This window comes from Mediterraneibacter catenae, assembly GCF_008691045.1.
Classification (GTDB): Bacteria; Bacillota; Clostridia; order Lachnospirales; family Lachnospiraceae; genus Mediterraneibacter; species Mediterraneibacter ornithocaccae.
On the sequence record NZ_VMSO01000004.1, the window covers coordinates 74,954 to 93,637 of the forward strand.

General features: G+C 46.7%; 18 protein-coding genes. 16 read left to right on the top strand and 2 right to left on the bottom strand.

The window, feature by feature from the left end; translation table 11 throughout:
• Positions 1-78 precede the first annotated feature (78 nt).
• The 12 genes from FNY66_RS04815 (at position 79) to FNY66_RS04870 (ending at position 12,487) form a co-directional block, all read left to right on the top strand.
• On the top strand, positions 79-696 hold the full coding sequence (locus tag FNY66_RS04815; RefSeq protein WP_150310439.1) for a cytidylate kinase-like family protein: 618 nt from the start codon (positions 79-81) through the stop codon (positions 694-696).
• Between the two features lie 185 nt (positions 697-881).
• Positions 882-1,511, top strand: coding sequence for an epoxyqueuosine reductase QueH (locus FNY66_RS04820; protein WP_150310440.1), 630 nt, complete (start codon positions 882-884; stop codon positions 1,509-1,511).
• 177 nt (positions 1,512-1,688) lie between these two features.
• Entirely contained in the window at positions 1,689-3,068 is a 1,380-nt protein-coding gene (gene argH, locus FNY66_RS04825; RefSeq protein ID WP_087151811.1) for an argininosuccinate lyase, read from the top strand.
• A gap of 66 nt (positions 3,069-3,134) precedes the next feature.
• Positions 3,135-4,220 (top strand): aspartate-semialdehyde dehydrogenase, encoded by a 1,086-nt coding sequence (gene asd, locus FNY66_RS04830; RefSeq protein ID WP_087151812.1) that lies wholly within the window; start codon positions 3,135-3,137, stop codon positions 4,218-4,220.
• Between the two features lie 171 nt (positions 4,221-4,391).
• Positions 4,392-5,666 carry a 3-isopropylmalate dehydratase large subunit gene (gene leuC / locus FNY66_RS04835; RefSeq protein WP_087151813.1) on the top strand — a complete coding sequence of 425 codons (1,275 nt, stop codon included), beginning with the start codon at positions 4,392-4,394 and terminating at the stop codon, positions 5,664-5,666.
• Positions 5,666-6,157 carry a 3-isopropylmalate dehydratase small subunit gene (locus FNY66_RS04840; RefSeq protein ID WP_087151814.1) on the top strand — a complete coding sequence of 164 codons (492 nt, stop codon included), beginning with the start codon at positions 5,666-5,668 and terminating at the stop codon, positions 6,155-6,157. The genes leuC and FNY66_RS04840 overlap by 1 nt, the downstream gene beginning before the upstream one ends.
• A 148-nt stretch (positions 6,158-6,305) precedes the next feature.
• Positions 6,306-7,625 carry a Na+/H+ antiporter NhaC family protein gene (locus tag FNY66_RS04845; RefSeq protein WP_150310441.1) on the top strand — a complete coding sequence of 440 codons (1,320 nt, stop codon included), beginning with the start codon at positions 6,306-6,308 and terminating at the stop codon, positions 7,623-7,625.
• Between the two features lie 112 nt (positions 7,626-7,737).
• On the top strand, positions 7,738-9,225 hold the full coding sequence (gene thrC / locus FNY66_RS04850; RefSeq protein WP_150310442.1) for a threonine synthase: 1,488 nt from the start codon (positions 7,738-7,740) through the stop codon (positions 9,223-9,225).
• Positions 9,226-9,238: 13 nt separating this feature from the next.
• A complete protein-coding gene (locus FNY66_RS04855) occupies positions 9,239-9,592 on the top strand; it encodes a hypothetical protein (protein ID WP_087151817.1) in 354 nt (117 codons plus the stop codon).
• Positions 9,593-9,641: 49 nt separating this feature from the next.
• Positions 9,642-10,031 (top strand): cytidine deaminase, encoded by a 390-nt coding sequence (locus FNY66_RS04860; protein WP_150310443.1) that lies wholly within the window; start codon positions 9,642-9,644, stop codon positions 10,029-10,031.
• 284 nt (positions 10,032-10,315) lie between these two features.
• A complete protein-coding gene (gene pckA / locus FNY66_RS04865; RefSeq protein ID WP_087151819.1) occupies positions 10,316-11,920 on the top strand; it encodes a phosphoenolpyruvate carboxykinase (ATP) in 1,605 nt (534 codons plus the stop codon).
• Between the two features lie 210 nt (positions 11,921-12,130).
• Positions 12,131-12,487 (top strand): helix-turn-helix domain-containing protein, encoded by a 357-nt coding sequence (locus FNY66_RS04870; RefSeq protein ID WP_087151820.1) that lies wholly within the window; start codon positions 12,131-12,133, stop codon positions 12,485-12,487.
• 593 nt (positions 12,488-13,080) lie between these two features.
• Here the strand turns inward: FNY66_RS04870 and FNY66_RS04875 are convergent.
• Positions 13,081-13,944, bottom strand: a complete 864-nt coding sequence (locus FNY66_RS04875) for a methionyl aminopeptidase (RefSeq protein ID WP_087152585.1) — start codon at positions 13,942-13,944, stop codon at positions 13,081-13,083.
• Between the two features lie 86 nt (positions 13,945-14,030).
• Positions 14,031-15,266, bottom strand: a complete 1,236-nt coding sequence (locus FNY66_RS04880) for a DUF1015 domain-containing protein (protein WP_150310444.1) — start codon at positions 15,264-15,266, stop codon at positions 14,031-14,033.
• Between the two features lie 158 nt (positions 15,267-15,424).
• Between FNY66_RS04880 and FNY66_RS04885 the strand changes: the two genes are divergently transcribed.
• The 4 genes from FNY66_RS04885 (at position 15,425) to FNY66_RS04900 (ending at position 18,682) form a co-directional block, all read left to right on the top strand.
• On the top strand, positions 15,425-15,982 hold the full coding sequence (locus tag FNY66_RS04885) for an FHA domain-containing protein (protein ID WP_087152587.1): 558 nt from the start codon (positions 15,425-15,427) through the stop codon (positions 15,980-15,982).
• Positions 15,983-16,141: 159 nt separating this feature from the next.
• Positions 16,142-16,594, top strand: a complete 453-nt coding sequence (locus FNY66_RS04890; RefSeq protein WP_150310445.1) for a hypothetical protein — start codon at positions 16,142-16,144, stop codon at positions 16,592-16,594.
• Positions 16,595-16,671: 77 nt separating this feature from the next.
• On the top strand, positions 16,672-17,232 hold the full coding sequence (locus tag FNY66_RS04895; protein ID WP_150310446.1) for a shikimate kinase: 561 nt from the start codon (positions 16,672-16,674) through the stop codon (positions 17,230-17,232).
• A 157-nt stretch (positions 17,233-17,389) separates the two neighbouring features.
• On the top strand, positions 17,390-18,682 hold the full coding sequence (locus FNY66_RS04900) for a UDP-N-acetylglucosamine 1-carboxyvinyltransferase (RefSeq protein ID WP_087152590.1): 1,293 nt from the start codon (positions 17,390-17,392) through the stop codon (positions 18,680-18,682).
• Positions 18,683-18,684 lie beyond the last annotated feature (2 nt).

The window sequence follows — 18,684 nt, forward strand, 5'->3', positions numbered from 1 at the left end:
ATCCCATTGTCTGTCTGCCTGAAGAGGGGTATAATATGAGTATCAGATGACGTGAAAAACCGGAAAGGAGGAATCTATATGACCGGACATAAGATTATTACGATCGGACGCGAATTCGGAAGCGGCGGGCATGAGATCGGACAGAAACTCGCAGACAGACTGGGGATCCCGCTCTATGACAACAGACTTGTGAGCATGGCGGCGGAAGAACTGGGCGTGAAAACAGAGGACGCCGAGCGCGTAGATGAATCGAGCCTGAATACATTTGTAACCGGATACACTGTGACGCCCGGTATGTATACGGAGTTTATCAATGCGGCTTCATACATTCCGTCTTTTGATACGGAGGTCTACCGAAAACAGGCAGAGATCATCAAGAGCCTTGCGGAAAAAGGTCCGTGTGTGATCGTGGGACGGTGCGCGGACTATGTTCTGAAAGACCGTGACGACTGCATCAATGTGTTTATCTGTGCGGACAAGGCGGATCGGAAGAAACGGATCATGGAACTGTATGGACTGAATGAGAGAAAGGCGGCTGACCGCATCCGCAAGACCGACAAAGAACGCAGATACTATTATGAAGTACACACCGGACAGGATTGGGGCAGTATCCGTTCCCATCAGATGCTCTTTAATGTGAGCATGCTTGGGATTGATCGTATTGTCGAAATCCTGGCGATGATGTATAATGCATAAGCATTCAGCATCTGAATACATTTCATGCCTTATGTAGTGTGATCATACCGGAACTGCATCGGGAAAAGAATTCTGGGATCAGATATCAGAGATTTTTCCGTCACAGTTCCGGTATATTATGCGGGTGAAATGCGGAACGCTGCCTGCCCGGCTATATTAAAGTAAATTTTACAGGAGATTCGCAGATGAACGTACAGAAAATAAATTACCAGAAAGAACTTGAAAAGCTGCTCAAACAGCTCGGGGAGGAACAGCGGGTCCCATCTCTTCTGATCCACAGCTGCTGTGCACCATGCAGCAGCTATGTGCTAGAGTATCTGTCGGAGTACTTTAAGATAACGATATTTTACTACAATCCGAATATCTATCCTGAGAGTGAGTACACGAAGCGCATCCTGGAGCAGCAGAAACTGATCCGGGATATGAAATTCCGGTATCCTGTTTCATTTCTCGCAGGGAAATATGATAAAGAAAAGTTCTACGAGATGGCGGCGGGCATGGAAGACTTAAAAGAAGGGGGCGCCCGCTGTATGAAATGTTACGAACTGCGGCTTACTGAGACAGCGAGGCAGGCTGTGGCAGGAGAATTCGATTATTTCACGACTACGCTCAGTATCAGTCCCATGAAAAACGCGCAGAAGCTTAATGAGATCGGCGTTCGGGTTGGTGAGGAGTACGGCGTGAAATATCTTGTGTCGGATTTTAAAAAGAAAAACGGATACAAGCGTTCCATTGAACTGTCAAAAGAATACGGACTGTACAGGCAGGATTACTGCGGATGCGAATTTTCCATGAGGCAGGCGGGAACAGAATAAAGTAAAAAATGAACTTTTAAGTAGACATTCGCACTTTAGTGTGGTAAACTAAGTCGAAAATGCAGGACAGACAAAAATGCGCTGGACTGTATTTTATTTGCAAAGGCGACGAGCCAAAGCCCGGACGGCAGCAGTACTGCGGCCATACGGCGAAAAGAGAGAAAAGAGGAAAGAGAAATGGCACAGTTATGGGGCGGCCGTTTTACAAAGGAGACGGACAAACTGGTATATGATTTTAACGCATCGATCTCTTTCGACAAGAGATTTTACGAGCAGGATATCCGCGGCAGCATCGCTCATGTGACGATGCTCGCAAAGCAGGGAATTCTCACGGAGGAAGAGAAAGAGCAGATCATAAAAGGGCTTGAGAGTATCCGGACAGATGTGGAGAACGGCACTCTTAAGATCACAGAAGAATATGAGGACATTCACAGTTTTGTGGAGGCGAATCTGATCGACCGGATCGGCGACGCGGGAAAGAAACTTCACACCGGACGCAGCCGGAATGATCAGGTGGCGCTCGATATGAAGCTCTACACGAGAGATGAGATCCTCGAGCTTGACAGCCTTTTAAAAGAGATGCTGGAAGTGCTCTTAAAGCTGATGAAAGAGAATCTCGAGACGTATATGCCGGGATTTACACATCTGCAGAAAGCGCAGCCAATCACCCTGGCTCACCACATGGGAGCATATTTCGAGATGTTTAAGAGGGATCGTTCCCGCATGAAGGATATATATAAGAGAATGAATCTCTGCCCGCTCGGGTCCGGCGCCCTGGCAGGTACGACATATCCGCTGGACAGAGAATACACGGCAGAGCTTCTGGACTTTGACGGTCCTACGCTCAACAGCATGGATTCCGTATCGGATAGAGACTATCTGATCGAGCTCCTCTCGGCAATGTCCACGGTGATGATGCACCTGAGCAGATTTTCCGAGGAGGTCATCATCTGGAACTCCAACGAGTACAAGTTTGTGGAGATCGATGATGCCTACAGCACAGGCAGCAGTATCATGCCGCAGAAGAAGAACCCGGATATCGCCGAACTGGTGCGGGGCAAGACCGGAAGAGTGTACGGGGCGCTCACCGCTCTGCTTACGACTATGAAAGGAATCCCGCTTGCATACAATAAGGATATGCAGGAAGATAAGGAGTTTGTATTTGACGCCATCGATACGACGAAAGGGTGTCTCGCTCTGTTTACTGGTATGTTAAAGACGATGAAGTTCAATGCCGGAAGGATGGAAGAGAGTGCGAAACACGGCTTCACCAATGCCACGGATGCGGCGGATTATCTCGTGAACCACGGGGTACCGTTCCGTGATGCCCACGGGATCGTAGGGCAGCTTGTCCTCTATTGTATAGATAAAGGGATCGCGCTGGACGATATGAGTCTGGAAGAGTTTAAAGCAATCTCCCCGGTATTTGAGGAAGATATCTATGACGCCATCAGCATGAAGACATGCGTGGAGATGAGAAATACCATCGGCGCGCCGGGAAAAGCGGCGATGGAGAAAGTAATCCGGGCGGAAGAAGAATATCTTGCCGGCGAGTAGATCAGGTATGATACAGGAATGACGCGTTAAGATAATACAGATCAAGAGAGAAAGGATGTAGAGAAAATGGATCAGAAATTAAAAGTTGGAATTTTGGGAGCAACAGGTATGGTCGGACAGAGATTTATCTCTCTGCTTGAGAATCATCCGTGGTTTGAGGTGGTAACAGTTGCGGCGAGCCCGCGTTCCGCCGGAAAGACATATGAAGAGGCAGTGGGCGGCCGGTGGAAGATGGATACTCCGATGCCGGAAGCAGTGAAAAAGCTTGTCGTGCTCAATGTAAATGACGTGGAGCATGTGGCTGCAACAGTTGACTTTGTATTCAGTGCAGTAGATATGAGCAAAGATGAGATCCGCGCGATCGAGGAGGCCTATGCAAAGACAGAGACACCTGTTGTGTCAAACAACAGCGCACACCGCTGGACGCCGGATGTGCCGATGGTAGTGCCGGAGATCAATTCCGAACACTTCGATGTGATCCCGGATCAGAAGAAACGTCTCGGTACAACACGCGGCTTCATTGCCGTAAAACCGAACTGCTCTATCCAGAGCTACGCTCCCTGCCTTGCAGCATGGAAAGAGTTTGGCCCGAAGGAGCTTGTTGTTACGACATATCAGGCAATCTCCGGAGCAGGAAAGACATTCAAAGACTGGCCGGAGATGGAAGGAAATATAATCCCGTTCATCGGCGGTGAGGAAGAGAAGAGCGAGCAGGAACCGCTCCGTGTACTTGGTAAAGTTGAGAACGGGCAGATCGTAAAGGCAGAACTGCCGAAGATCACATGCCAGTGTGTGCGTGTTCCGGTTCTGAACGGACATACGGCAGCAGTTTTCATTAACTTTGAGAAGAAAGTTACAAAAGAGCAGCTTATCGAAAAGCTTGTAAACTTCAAAGGATTCCCGCAGGAGGCAGAGCTTCCGAGCGCTCCGAAGCAGTTCATCCAGTATCTGGAAGACGACAATCGTCCGCAGGTGACACTGGATGTAGATTACGAGAACGGTATGGGCGTATCCATCGGACGTCTGAGAGAGGATACGATGTACGACTACAAGTTCATCGGTCTTTCCCACAATACAGTCAGAGGTGCGGCAGGCGGTGCAGTCCTGTGTGCAGAGGCACTGACAGCAAAAGGATATATTGCGAAAAAATAATCCGGAACAGACGGATTTTAAAGAACCGCTGTGAGGCGGACAAAAGAGGATCGCAGATTAGTCTGCGGTCTTCTTTTGTAAGTAGAAGATATTAATTTCTTCCCTTTTTTTTCTCACTTTCCTGTGGTAAAATGACAAAATAGACGTTTAAAGAAAGAGGAGGCTGTCATTATGGGAATGACAATGACGCAGAAGATCCTGGCGGCACACGCAGGGCTCGACTCTGTTGAGGCAGGTCAGCTGATCGAGGCAAAGCTTGACGTGGTCATGGCAAATGACATCACAGGGCCGATGGCTCTGCCGATCATCAAACAGATGTCAGATCACGTATTTGACAAAGATAAAGTAGTATTTGTTCCGGATCATTTCACACCGAACAAAGATATCAAATCAGCGGAGAACTCCAAAGCCATCCGCGAGTATGCAAAGGAGCAGGGGCTGACCTGGTATTTCGAGCAGGGCAAGTCCGGAGTGGAACACGCAATCCTGCCGGAGGCGGGTGTTGTGACAGCCGGCGAGTGTATCATCGGTGCTGACTCCCACACATGTACATACGGCGCGCTCGGCGCATTCTCCACGGGTATGGGAACAACAGACATCGCAACAGGCATGGCGACCGGAGAGATCTGGTTCAAGGTGCCGAGCGCTATCAAGTTCGTGCTCACCGGGAAGCCGGGAAAATATGTGAGCGGCAAGGACGTCATCATCCACATCATCGGAAAGATCGGTGTGGACGGTGCTCTCTACAAATCGATGGAATTCACCGGAGACGGTATCGCGAACCTGTCCATGGACGATCGTTTCACTATGGCTAACATGGCGATCGAGGCAGGAGCGAAGAATGGTATCTTCCCCGTGGATGATCAGGCTCTCGCATATATCAAAGAGCACTCAAAGAAACCGTACACGATCTACGAGGCGGATGAGGACGCGCAGTATGACGATGTTATCACCATCGATCTGTCCGAGGTTCGTCCGACAGTGGCATTCCCACACCTTCCTGGAAATGCAAAGACGATCGATGAGATCGAGGCGATGGAGCCGATTAAGATCGACCAGGTTGTGATCGGATCCTGTACTAACGGACGTATGGAAGATATGAGAAAAGCAGCCGCAATCCTGAAAGGACACACGGTACATCCGGATGTTCGTGTCATGGTTGTTCCGGCAACGCAGAAGATATATAAGCAATGTATTGAAGAAGGGCTTCTGGAGATCTTCGTGGATGCAGGCTGTGCGGTGAATACACCGAGCTGCGGACCGTGCATGGGCGGACATATGGGCGTTATGGCAGCAGGAGAGAAATGTGTCTCAACGACGAACCGCAACTTCGTCGGACGTATGGGACATGTGGATTCCCTGATCTACCTCGCGTCTCCTGAAGTGGCGGCTGCGAGCGCGATCGCAGGCTGCATCGCAAATCCTGAGAAAGTGGGTGACATGTAATGAAGGCAAAAGGACATGTTTTTAAATATGGCGACAATGTAGATACGGACGTGATCATCCCGGCAAGATATCTGAACTCTTTTGACGCACAGGAATTGGCGAGCCACGCCATGGTGGATATCGATCCGGATTTTGTGAAGAGAGTACAGCCGGGAGACCTGATCGTTGCAAACAAGAACTTCGGCTGCGGTTCTTCCAGAGAACATGCGCCTCTCTGTCTGAAGACGGCGGGCGTGAGCTGCATCATTGCAGAGACATTTGCACGTATTTTTTATCGCAATGCTATTAACATAGGACTTCCGATCATCGAATGTCCGGAAGCTGCCAGAGGCATCGAGGCGGGAGATGAAGTGGAAGTGGATTTTGACAGCGGTAAGATTTACAATCTGACAAAAGGTACAGAATTCCAGGGTCAGGCTTTTCCGGAATTTATGCAGAAGCTGATCGCGGCAGGCGGTCTGGTCAATTACACGAACAATAAAAGGAAATAGTCCAGCCATCAGGAATAAGCGGGCTGAACTGTTGTAAATAAGAGAATAAGCATCAGGGAAGAAAAAAGGATGCCGTATGTGGTAGATTCGGAATATTCACACGGCATCCTTTTTGTAAATACGGTGGGAAACTATGAAAGGGGAAATTATGGAAAAGGAAAATCAGGGTACCCGTAACAATCAGACCGAAGGAGTTGCGGAAAATAGTGCGGGAAGAGCCTCTGCGCTCCTTCCAATCGGAATTTTCCTCATCATCTTTCTGGGTGCGGGAGTTGTGTTCCGGGATTTCTATGCGATGCCTGCGATCGTTGCATTCCTCATTGCACTGTTTGCGGCATTCCTGCAGAACAGAAAGGTGAGTTTTGATGAGAAGATCAGGATGATTGCAAAAGGCGTGGGGGAGGAGAATATTATTACGATGAGTCTGATCTTCCTCTGTGCAGGTGCTTTTTCAGGCGCGGTGAGTGCGGCAGGCGGTGTGGAGAGCACTGTTAATCTCGGGCTGTCGCTTATACCGGCACATTTTATCGTGTCCGGACTTTTTATCATCAGTTGTTTTATCTCGGTTTCCATGGGAACTTCTATGGGGACGATCGCTGCTCTTGCGCCGATCGCGGTAGGGATCAGTGAGGAAGCCGGATTTCCGATGACGGTCTGTATCGCGGCGGTAGTGTGCGGCTCCATGTTCGGAGATAATCTGTCAATGATCTCGGACACGACGATCGCAGCAGTCAAGACCCAGGGGTGCGAGATGAAGGACAAATTCAAGGCGAATTTTCTTATTGTACTGCCGGCGGCAGTCATTACTATCGTCTTCTTCTGGTTCATCACGAGAAATATGAGCTATGATATCAGCAGCGGGGAATATAATCTGCTTCGGGTTATTCCGTATCTTGTCGTGCTTATCGGTGCGCTGATCGGGATCAACGTATTTCTGGTGCTGATCGCAGGCACTGTGCTTTCGCTGATTGTGGGCGTGGGAACAGGGACGATTGCTTTACCGGAGATGTTTACCGTAGTGGGTGACGGAATCGTTTCTATGTATGATATTACGGTCATTTCTATTATCGTAGCGTGTATTGTGTCCCTTGTCCGTGCAAACGGCGGTATCCAGTTTATCCTGAATCTGATTAAGAACAGGATACGAGGGAAGAAAGGCGCCCAGGCGGGAATAGCTGCGCTGGCTCTGCTTGTAGATCTATGTACGGCAAATAACACGGTGGCTATTGTAATGTCCGGTCCTATTGCAAAAGAGATCAGCGAGGAGTACGGAGTGGATCCTAAGAGGTCGGCATCACTTCTGGATATGTTTACGTCAGTAGGTCAGGGACTGATTCCGTACGGCGCGCAGCTTCTTTCAGCAGCAACGCTTACCGGACTGACGCCGTTTGATATGATACCGTATCTCGTCTATCCGATCCTGATGGCGGTGTGCGGCATTGTGGCGATTGCAATATCAAAACGGTAAAACCGGTATGCCAAAACGATATGTCGAACATCCGGACGCTATGGACAGGGAAGCAGAACCTGTGCTATAATTCAGTGCAGTAACACGGAGAAAAGAAAAAGAGGGTAAAATCATGAATCTACTATATAAAAGCACGAGAAACTCTGACAAAACAGTGACTGCATCCGAGGCAATCTTAAAAGGACTTGCCGATGACGGCGGCCTGTTTGTGCCGGAGAGTATTCCGAGACTTGATGTAACGATGGACGAACTTAAGAACATGACATATCAGGAGACTGCATATGCTGTCATGAAACAGTTCCTCACTGATTTTACAGAGGAAGAGCTGAAGCACTGTATTGACAGCGCATATGACTCCAAGTTCGATACAGAGGTGATCGCGCCTCTTGTTAAAGTGGAAGATACTTATCACCTGGAATTGTTCCACGGTGCGACCATTGCATTCAAGGATATGGCGCTCTCCATTCTGCCGCATCTTTTGACAACGGCTGCGAAGAAAAATCATGTTACAAATGATATTGTGATTCTGACTGCAACATCGGGGGATACAGGGAAAGCAGCTCTCGCGGGATTTGCAGATGTTCCCGGAACAAGGATTATCGTATTCTATCCGAAGGGAGGCGTGAGCCGCGTACAGGAACTGCAGATGGTGACCCAGAAAGGGGATAATACTTCTGTCGTGGCTATCCATGGGAATTTTGATAATGCGCAGAGCGGCGTGAAGGCCCTCTTTGAAGATAAAGAATTGGAGAAGGAGCTTGCAGGAGCCGGTTATCAGTTCTCGTCAGCAAACTCCATCAATATAGGACGCCTTGTTCCTCAGGTGGTTTATTATGTCTACGCATACGCAAAGCTTCTTGAAAATGAGGAGATTACGTCCGGTGAGGAGATAAATGTAACCGTCCCGACCGGAAACTTCGGAAATATCCTTGCAGCATATTATGCGAAACAGATGGGTGTACCGATTGCAAAACTGATCTGTGCGTCCAATGAAAATAAGGTTCTTTTTGATTTCTTCCGCACAGGAGTGTATGATAAGAACAGGGAATTCATCCTTACATCTTCTCCGTCTATGGATATTCTGATTTCCAGTAATCTGGAACGGCTGATCTATACGATCGCAGGCCGTGACGCGCAGAAAAATGCAGAACTGATGGCACAGCTCCGGGAGAAAGGGACATATGAGATTACTCCGGAAATGAAAGAGCGGCTTGGCGATTTTGTCGGCGGATATGCCACGGAAGAAGAGACGGCAGCGACGATCAGGACGACATATGAGAAGACAGGATATGTGATGGATACACATACAGCAGTGGCTGCATATGTCTGCGCACAGTACAGGAAAGACAGCGGAGATGATAAAAAATGTCTTGTGGCATCTACGGCAAGCCCGTATAAATTCATCCACAGTGTGATGTCTGCAATCGATGTGAAATATGCGGATGTCGATGAGTTTGAATTAATCGATGAGCTGAGCCGGATTTCCGGTACTGAGATACCGAACGCAATCGAGGAAATCAGAAATGCTGATATTCGTCATACAAGAGAGTGCGAAGCCGGCGATATGAAAGCTGCAGTAAAAGAGATTCTGGGAGTTTAAGGAGTAAGATACTATGGAGAATACGGACAGCATATGGGGATTTATCGGAATCATTGTATTTGCCTGCGGTATATATGCAATCTATGCATATATAAAGATGAAAATGACGGGAGAGATCAATGCGACTCTTCTGCTCGGAAAAGATTATACATATAAGAAATGCAAGAATAAAGAGGCTTATATTCAAAAAGCCGGTCCGGCACTTCTTGTGTTCGGTATAGTGGCTCTTGTGTATGGCATACTTGATGTTATTCACTGTTATGTGTACACTATGACAGTTGTTGATACAGTGGGAATGGTTGTCTTTTTCATTGTACTCGTCTGGTTTGCAGTTTATACATCTAAGATCAAAAGAGAGTATTTCTGATACATTTGTGCATATTTTCTTTAATCCTGCGGAAAACGGAGGGAATGACATGGATCGTAAAGAACTGATCAGACAGGCGTTATCTGCCAGAGAGAATTCGTATAGCCCATATTCACACTTCCGGGTAGGCGCGGCTCTGCTGTGTAATGACGGCACGGTGTACACGGGATGCAATATAGAGAACCGGGCTTATGGTCCCACGAATTGTGCGGAGAGGACGGCATTCTTTAAGGCTGTCTCGGAAGGACAAAGGGATTTCTCGGCCATCGCTATTGTCGGCGGCGGGGAAGAAGGACCTGTCTGGTGCTATCCCTGTGGTGTGTGCCGGCAGGTTATGGCAGAATTTTGTGATCAGGATTCGTTCGAGATTATCTGTGGCAGATCAGATAAGGAGTATCAGACGTATACATTGCGTGAACTTCTGCCGAAAATGTTCTGAAAGACAGTAAGGCTGCAGAAGATAAAAGTTTGTTAAAATTATGTTTATCACTTTTAAAATGCAGGATTTGTATTCGAATCCTGCATTTTCTGTGCGTAAAAATCGAAAGTTTACGATGAGAAACAGCAATAAATGAATCGGATTTCAATAAAACTTTCATAAAAAAATGAAATTATGTAAGATTGTTATTGATTTTTCAATCGTAATTTTGTATAATGGGGACGTATTGGGGGTCAGTAAATGAATTCCCACAAAGATTTTAGAAAGAGAGAGGTAGAAGAGGTATGGCAAATATTGATTTAACTCAGTATGGCATTACAGGAACTACGGAAATCGTTCACAATCCTTCCTATGAGATGTTGTTTGAGGAAGAGACAAACCCGAATCTGGAAGGTTTTGACAAAGGTCAGGAGAGTGAACTCGGTGCAGTAAACGTTATGACAGGTATTTACACAGGCCGTTCACCGAAAGACAAATATATCGTTATGGATGAGAACTCTAAAGACACTGTATGGTGGACATCTGATGAGTATCCGAACGACAACCATCCGGCATCTCAGGAAGCTTGGAATGCAGTAAAAGACATCGCAAAGAATGAGCTCTCCAACAAGAGACTTTTCGTTGTAGATGCATTCTGCGGAGCTAACAAAGACACACGTATGGCAATCCGTTTCATCGTTGAGGTTGCTTGGCAGGCTCACTTTGTAACAAATATGTTCATCCGTCCGACAGCAGAAGAGCTGGAGAACTTCGAGCCTGACTTCGTAGTATACAATGCTTCCAAGGCAAAAGTAGAAAACTACAAAGAGCTGGGACTCAGATCTGAGACAGCAGTTATGTTCAATATTACAAGCCGCGAGCAGGTTATCGTTAACACATGGTACGGCGGAGAGATGAAGAAAGGTATGTTCTCCATGATGAACTACTATCTGCCGCTTAAGGGAATCGCTTCCATGCACTGCTCTGCAAACACAGATATGAACGGCGAAAATACAGCTATCTTCTTCGGTCTTTCCGGAACAGGTAAGACAACTCTTTCCACAGATCCGAAGAGACTTCTCATCGGTGATGACGAGCACGGCTGGGATGACAACGGCGTATTCAACTTTGAGGGCGGATGCTACGCAAAAGTTATCGACCTTGACAAAGATTCTGAGCCGGATATCTACAATGCAATCAAGAGAAACGCTCTTCTTGAGAACGTTACACTTGACGCAGAGGGACATATTGACTTTACAGATAAGAGCGTGACAGAGAATACACGTGTATCCTACCCGATCGATCACATCGAGAAGATTGTTCGCCCGGTATCTGCAGCACCGGCAGCAAAGAATGTAATCTTCCTGTCAGCTGACGCTTTCGGAGTACTTCCGCCGGTATCTGTACTTACACCGGAGCAGACAGAGTACTACTTCCTGTCCGGTTTCACAGCTAAACTTGCCGGTACAGAGCGCGGTATCACAGAGCCGACACCGACATTCTCCGCATGTTTCGGACAGGCATTCCTTGAGCTGCATCCGACAAAATATGCAGAAGAGCTCGTTAAGAGAATGAAAGAGAGCGGAGCGAAAGCTTACCTCGTAAATACAGGATGGAACGGAACAGGAAAACGTATCTCCATCAAAGATACACGTGGTATCATCGATGCTATCTTAAGCGGAGCAATCCTTGACGCACCGACAAAGACAATCCCGCACTTCAACTTCGAAGTTCCGACAGAGCTTCCGGGAGTTGATCCGGCAATCCTTGATCCTCGCGACACATATGCTGACGCTTCCGAGTGGGAAGAAAAAGCAAAAGATCTTGCTGCAAGATTCATCAAGAACTTCAAGAAATACGAGAGCAACGAGCTTGGAAAAGCACTTGTTGCAGCAGGTCCGCAGGAGTAAGATACTGACGTATCAAAAAAATCAATTATATAAAATAGCAACAGGCTGTCCGATAATACCGGGCGGCCTGTTTTAGCGTAAAAAGTTTTTGCCTCCTTTTTGGCTGTCGTGTGTTAGAGATGGCAACCGCAAAGTTGCGCTATAGTTGGTAGAAGCAACTGCGCTTTTTTGATATGATACAGATATCAAATAAATAAGGAGGACAAAATAATGCAGATGACGTTTATTATGTTTATAATCATCCTTCCTGTTTTTCTAGGCATCACCGGTGCGGCTGTGTATCTTTTTGTATTGATTGTCAAAGCACTGAAAAGCTACATTAATTCTCAGGATGTGAGAAAAGAAAAGTCAGAGACACGAAAATCGCTGGGAGAAGTGTTAAAGAAGTACCGCACGGATAATAAAATGACTCAGGAGTTCGTGGCGGAATCTCTGGGAGTCAGCAGGCAGGCTGTCTCAAAATGGGAGCAGGGAACATCTGAGCCAAGCACATCCAATATGATCGCATTGGCGAAGCTGTATGGTGTAACACCTGAAGAACTGCTGAGCAAAGTGAAGAGTGAGTGAATTTCGGATTTATCTGACTGAGAAAGAGTCCGCCGGGAGGTATGTATTGTTAGCGCACACGTTTTCACTCGGTCGCGGCGTAACGGTACATAAGAGCGCAAAAGACGCGCTCTAAGTGCCGACGCCGCTCCAACGGTGCGTACACAATACATACCTCCCGGCTGCTTTCTTTCCCATCCCGAAAATCGAATTCCAAACAGAAGGAACAAAGCTCCCACTTCTTTTTGTTTGTATGAGGATTTTCGGATTGGTTTGTTAGTTGGTAAAACGTCAAAATGGACGATTACAGACGTTTGGATGCACCTTACGCAGAGGGAGAAAAAGGTTGAGAACGGCGACTTTGGAAGGAAATTAGGAAAAGTTAAAAGCAGGGAAATGGTGTTAAGTGAAAAAATGAGGTTGTTTGAGCTTGCGAGTTCGTCATTTTTTCACTTGCTTTTAACCATTTTCCTGCTTTGTTACTTTGAGTTATTTCCTGTAACCGGAGCCGGGATCAACCTTTTTCTCCGCCTGCGTACACGTGAGTCGGGTGGCTGTATATTACTGTATTTCGGACGTTTTCCGTACTATCAGCCAGTACGATAAATACGAATTTATTTTGTCAGGACTTCGATACCGTTTTCTGTTACGAGTACCATATACTCAATCTGTGCGGACAGGCCGTCATCGATTGTGTACACGGTCCATCCGTTATCTTCATCTACAAAGTAATCGGGGCTGCCCTCGTTGATCATCGGCTCGATGGTGAACATCATGCCGGGTACGAGGAGCATCTCGCTTCCTTTAGGTGTTACGTAGCTTACGAACGGATCTTCGTGGAACTCAAGTCCGATGCCGTGGCCGCCGATCTCTTCGACTACAGAGTAGCCGTTTGCCTTGGCATGTGTGTTGATCGCATCAGCGATATCACCTAAATGCCCCCAAGGTTTAGCGGCTGCAAGACCGAGTTCTACGCATTCTTCCGTGACACGGATCAGGCGTTCGGCGCGTTCAGAGATTTTTCCCATCTTGAACATACGCGATGCATCAGAAAAGTATCCGTCAACAATCGTTGACACATCCACATTGATGATATCGCCTTCTTTCAGGATGATATTCTTATCCGGTATGCCGTGGCAGATCTCGTTATTGAGCGATGTACACACACTTTTTGGAAAGCCCTGATAATCTAAAGGAGCAGGGATTCCGCCGTGCTCTGTAGTAAACCGGTATACGATGTCATCGATCTCGGCGGTACTCATACCGATGCAAATATGTTTGGCTACTTCGTCAAGCACGGCCGTATTCAGGGCTGCGCTTGTCTTTATCTTTTCTATCTGAGCCGGTGTCTTGAGAAGTTTGCGGGTTGGAACAATCTCACCCTTCTCTGCATGTAACAGCATTTTTTCTTCAATAGGCATGTGGCATTTTTTGTATTTTTTGCCGCTGCCGCACCAGCATAGTTCATTTCTTTCCATGAATTACATCTCCTCTAAAATAAAATTATAAAATGGCAGATTACAGACTGCCGCATGATAACAGTCTCTGGGACCTTTGTGTCAGATCAGAAACGGTGGATGAACAGTCCGCTTCGAAGTTTTGGCTCAAACCATGTAGATTTCGGCGGCATGAGCATTCCGGCATCAGCCACGGACAAGAGTTCGTCCAGTGATGTAGGATACATAGAAAATGCAAATCCGCCGGATTCGTCGGCTGCTTCCTCGAGTGCTTTCAGTCCGCGGATTCCTCCGATAAAGCGGATGCACGGATCGGTCTTTGGATCACTGATCCCGAAGACCGGTGACAGGATATATTCCTGAAGGACCGACACATCCAGTCTCCTGACAGGATCATCAGAATACAGCGCCGGCGAGGCGGTAAGCTGATACCAGTTTCCCTCGCAGTACAGACCGAATTCGCCTTTCCGTTCCGGACGGCAGGCTTCTTTTCCTGTCTTTCTGATCTTGAAACCACCTTTTATCTTATCAAGAAATGAATCAAATGTACACCCATTCCTGTCTGTGACTACGCGGTTATAGTCATAGATCCGGAGTTCGTCCGACGGAAATAGAACCGAGAGAAAGAAGTTATACTCCTCGCTGCCGGAATAGCTGGGATCTGCGGCTCTTCGCATCTGACCGACCCTGACGGCGGAGGCGGCTCTATGATGGCCATCCGCGATATATAAATGAGGGATTTCTGTAAATAAATGAGAAATGTTATCGATATATTCCCGGTTATCTATCTTCCATACCTGATGACGTATTCTGTCATCGCTGGTAAAATCATACAAAGACGGTCCGGCTTTAACTTTATCGATGATTCGGCGGAGCGCCGTGCAGGGGCGGTAAGTGAGAAAAATCGGTCCTGTCTGTGCGCTGCAGGCATCAACGTGGCGTACACGATCTTCTTCTTTGGCTGCCAGTGTATTCTCGTGTTTAAGAATCACACCGTCTGTATAGTCATCGATAGAGGCACATCCGACAAGTCCGGTCTGTGTCCTTCCATTCATGGTAAGCGCATATATATAATAACACGCAGAAGGATCTTGTATAAACGCCCTGTTTTCTATCATAGCATCAAGCGTACGGCGTGCGGTTTTGTATACTTCCGGTGAATAGATATCCGTGCCCTCGGGTAAAAGGGTTTCCGCGCGGTCGATCTTCAGGAATGATAAAGGATTGGCTTTGACGACTTTACGGGCCTCGTCACTGCTGTACACATCATAAGGAAGCGCTGCAATCGAGGCTGCCAGATTTTCGGCCGGGCGTATTCCTTTAAATGGACGGATGGTACTCATGAGATAATCTCCTTTTTGATAATTATGTACTTTTTACCATCGATATTTTATCACATATAAAATGGTTTTACTACCGCGTGTTTCGACAAAAAATGTTATTTTACTTGCCCGTAGGTGAAAAGTATAGTAGTATTAATATCCGAAGGAGAGATAATTTTATGTGGTATTGGATCGTGATGTTTATACTCATTGCCGGCAGCATCGTGATGCTGGGAGTATCATTCAGCAGTATAAAGAAAAACAGGGCGATTGCAGATGCGCAGGAGAGCGGCGGCCGCCGGCGCAGACGGCGTAATGAAGACGAAGACGATGAATATGATATGCCTCAGAGACGGAGAAGACGTCCGGAACCGGAGGAGGAAGAACCGCCTTCACGCCGGAAGAAAAAGCGTCAGTGGAAGATTATTCTGGAAGATATCGACAGCTGGGATAAATACAGCTTTACTTTTTATGATGTGGTAGGCATCGGAAGAGGAAAAGACGGAAGTATGTATGAAAAGTATCTTCCGATCATGGGAGATGGGAGAATATCTAAAATGCACTGTGCTATCGTTCATAGAGGCGATAAGCTCTACCTGAAAGATGAGGGATCGAGGAACGGTACTTATCTTAACGGCGAACGCATTGACCGCCCGGTTGTCATCCAGCGGGATGATGTTATCGGGATCGGGGAGACAAGACTGGAGATTCAGAGAATTTTGAGAGAAAGTGAATAAAGCTACAGGTAATCGTCCGTATTGGAATTCAGTGCGGGCGATTTTGTTACATCAGGGGATACGGTTTTTGTATACTTTGACGGCTGCATGTGACGGGAACGGATTATATCTGCGCTGCATATAATAGCCATATAATGTCTCCGTGGGAGTGAATACGTTATGGACACAAAAATGCCTTATTATATGGCGTATCCAATGCCATTTTCCTATGACGATGAGAGAACAGAGTGTATGGATTATGAATATCTCAAAAGTATGTATCCCGATGCGGCGAAACGCATTATGCCTTATGTGGAGGAAGAATGTGACCGGATGGAGTATGAAAACAGTATGGTATATGATGAATATCCGGATAAACTGCAGCTTAAACTGATGTGTAGAAGAGTGTATGATAATGTCAGAAAGCATGAGAGAATGTTTTATGAAGATGAAGACCAGCGGATAAGCGAAGGAAACACCGAAGGAGAGAAAATCAGCGCGACTGTACGTGAACGCGGCAGGAACAGAGACAACAGTCCTGCATCACTGCGCGATTTTATTGAAGTGATGCTTTATCAGGAACTTTATAAGCGCAGATGTGATCATCGGAGAAGATGCAGGCGATTTTACTAATCAGACAATTCATGGTACAATGATTGCGCAGAGAGTAAGATGATGTGAAAATACGAGATAAAAAGAGAGAATAAGTTATGAAGAAAAATATAGTATTTATTGGTATGCCGGCGGTAGGTAAGAGTACGGTCGGCATAGTTGTGGCAAAACGGTTGGGCATGCGTTTTATTGATACAGATCTTCTGATCCAGGAACAGGAAGGCAAACTGCTGCGGGAAATTATCGCAGAAAAAGGTGAGGAAGGATTTCTGGAGATAGAGAATCAAGTGAATGCTTCGGTAAAAGCTCAAAATTCCGTGATATCACCCGGCGGTAGTGTGATCTACTGTAAAGATGCGATGAAGCATTACAAAAAAATCGGAACGATAGTATATTTAAAAGCTTCTTATCAGACAATAAAAAGGAGAATCAGAAATCCTAAAAAACGCGGTGTAGTGCTTAAGGAAGGACAGTCGCTGCGGGATCTCTATTATGAGCGCGTACCGTATTTTGAAAAATATGCTGATATAACTGTGTGTGAAGACGGATGCCGTATAGAAGATACGATAAAAAATGTATTAAATGCAGTAAAAAAATATAGAAAAACGACGGAATTCAGGAAAAAACTTGACAATGAAGCAAAAAGGAAACTAAAATAAGAATTTGGACCGGGGAAATCCTGTGGAACCGCGGTGAAAAAGCAATTTTAAATTAAAGGATTTTATGATATAATAATTGCGCAAAGCGCAAACGACAGACATTAAGATACAGAGGGGAAATACAAATAAGATAATAAGATTGAGGTCGAGGTGCAAAATGGAGCAATATATAATTAAGGGCGGCAATCCGCTTGTGGGAGAAGTGGAAATCGGCGGCGCTAAAAATGCAGCGCTCGCTATTCTGGCAGCGGCGATCATGACGAATGAGACAGTTCTGATCGAGAATCTGCCGGATGTCAATGACATTAATGTAATGCTGGAGGCAATCAGCGAGATTGGCGCGGTGGTCCAGCGCATTGACAGACATACAGTCAAGATTAACGGAAGCACAATAGGGGATTTCAGCATTGAATACGATTATATCAAGAAGATAAGGGCATCGTATTATTTGCTCGGAGCCCTTCTGGGAAAATATAAGCGTGCGGAAGTAGCTCTTCCAGGCGGATGTAATATCGGCAGCAGACCGATCGATCAGCATTTGAAAGGATTTCGTGCGCTTGGGGCGGATGTTGATATTGAGCACGGAAAGATTGTGGCTGAGGCAGAATATCTGCGCGGCACACATCTGTATTTCGATGTTGTGAGTGTAGGCGCGACGATCAATGTGATGATGGCGGCAGCCATGTCCGAGGGTCTGACCATTATGGAAAATGTGGCGAAAGAGCCTCATGTTGTCGACGTTGCAAACTTCCTGAACAGTATGGGCGCAAATATCAGAGGTGCGGGAACAGATGTGATCAAGATCAGAGGAGTGCATTCTCTGCATAAGACAGAATATTCCATTATTCCGGATCAGATAGAGGCGGGAACGTTTATGTTTGCTGCTGCGGCGACAAAGGGAGACGTAACGGTCATGAACGTTATTCCGAAGCATCTCGATGCAACGATATCCAAGCTCATAGATATCGGCTGCGAAGTTGAGGAATTTGATGATGCGGTGCGTGTGGTGGCAAAAGGACGCCTGAGAAGCACACAGGTGAAGACTCTTCCGTATCCGGGCTATCCGACAGACATGCAGCCCCAGATCGGCGTAGTCCTTGCGCTGGCAAAAGGCACGAGTACTATCACGGAAAGCATTTTCGAGAACCGTTTTAAATATCTTGGTGAGCTGGCACGCATGGGCGCACAGGCAAAAGTGGAAGGTAACTCTGCAACGATTGAAGGAATAGAGAAATTCTCCGGAGCAAGAGTGAGCGCACCTGACCTGAGAGCCGGCGCGGCTTTGTGTATTGCAGGGCTTGCAGCAGATGGAATCACGATCGTAGACGATATCGTCTATATTCAGAGAGGATATGAGCGGTTTGAGGAAAAGCTCAGAAGTCTCGGCGGCATGATTGAAAAAGTAACAAATGAGAAGGAAATTCAGAAATTTAAACTTAAGGTAGGATAAAA

Excerpts from the sequence above, each read along its gene's own strand:
- FNY66_RS04815 (WP_150310439.1), top strand. The coding sequence starts at position 79 with ATGACCGGACATAAGATTATTACGATCGGACGCGAATTCGGAAGCGGC.
- FNY66_RS04820 (WP_150310440.1), top strand. The coding sequence starts at position 882 with ATGAACGTACAGAAAATAAATTACCAGAAAGAACTTGAAAAGCTGCTC.
- argH (WP_087151811.1), top strand. The coding sequence starts at position 1,689 with ATGGCACAGTTATGGGGCGGCCGTTTTACAAAGGAGACGGACAAACTG.
- asd (WP_087151812.1), top strand. The coding sequence starts at position 3,135 with ATGGATCAGAAATTAAAAGTTGGAATTTTGGGAGCAACAGGTATGGTC.
- leuC (WP_087151813.1), top strand. The coding sequence starts at position 4,392 with ATGGGAATGACAATGACGCAGAAGATCCTGGCGGCACACGCAGGGCTC.
- FNY66_RS04840 (WP_087151814.1), top strand. The coding sequence starts at position 5,666 with ATGAAGGCAAAAGGACATGTTTTTAAATATGGCGACAATGTAGATACG.
- FNY66_RS04845 (WP_150310441.1), top strand. The coding sequence starts at position 6,306 with ATGGAAAAGGAAAATCAGGGTACCCGTAACAATCAGACCGAAGGAGTT.
- thrC (WP_150310442.1), top strand. The coding sequence starts at position 7,738 with ATGAATCTACTATATAAAAGCACGAGAAACTCTGACAAAACAGTGACT.
- FNY66_RS04855 (WP_087151817.1), top strand. The coding sequence starts at position 9,239 with ATGGAGAATACGGACAGCATATGGGGATTTATCGGAATCATTGTATTT.
- FNY66_RS04860 (WP_150310443.1), top strand. The coding sequence starts at position 9,642 with ATGGATCGTAAAGAACTGATCAGACAGGCGTTATCTGCCAGAGAGAAT.
- pckA (WP_087151819.1), top strand. The coding sequence starts at position 10,316 with ATGGCAAATATTGATTTAACTCAGTATGGCATTACAGGAACTACGGAA.
- FNY66_RS04870 (WP_087151820.1), top strand. The coding sequence starts at position 12,131 with ATGCAGATGACGTTTATTATGTTTATAATCATCCTTCCTGTTTTTCTA.
- FNY66_RS04875 (WP_087152585.1), bottom strand. The coding sequence starts at position 13,944 with ATGGAAAGAAATGAACTATGCTGGTGCGGCAGCGGCAAAAAATACAAA.
- FNY66_RS04880 (WP_150310444.1), bottom strand. The coding sequence starts at position 15,266 with ATGAGTACCATCCGTCCATTTAAAGGAATACGCCCGGCCGAAAATCTG.
- FNY66_RS04885 (WP_087152587.1), top strand. The coding sequence starts at position 15,425 with ATGTGGTATTGGATCGTGATGTTTATACTCATTGCCGGCAGCATCGTG.
- FNY66_RS04890 (WP_150310445.1), top strand. The coding sequence starts at position 16,142 with ATGGACACAAAAATGCCTTATTATATGGCGTATCCAATGCCATTTTCC.
- FNY66_RS04895 (WP_150310446.1), top strand. The coding sequence starts at position 16,672 with ATGAAGAAAAATATAGTATTTATTGGTATGCCGGCGGTAGGTAAGAGT.
- FNY66_RS04900 (WP_087152590.1), top strand. The coding sequence starts at position 17,390 with ATGGAGCAATATATAATTAAGGGCGGCAATCCGCTTGTGGGAGAAGTG.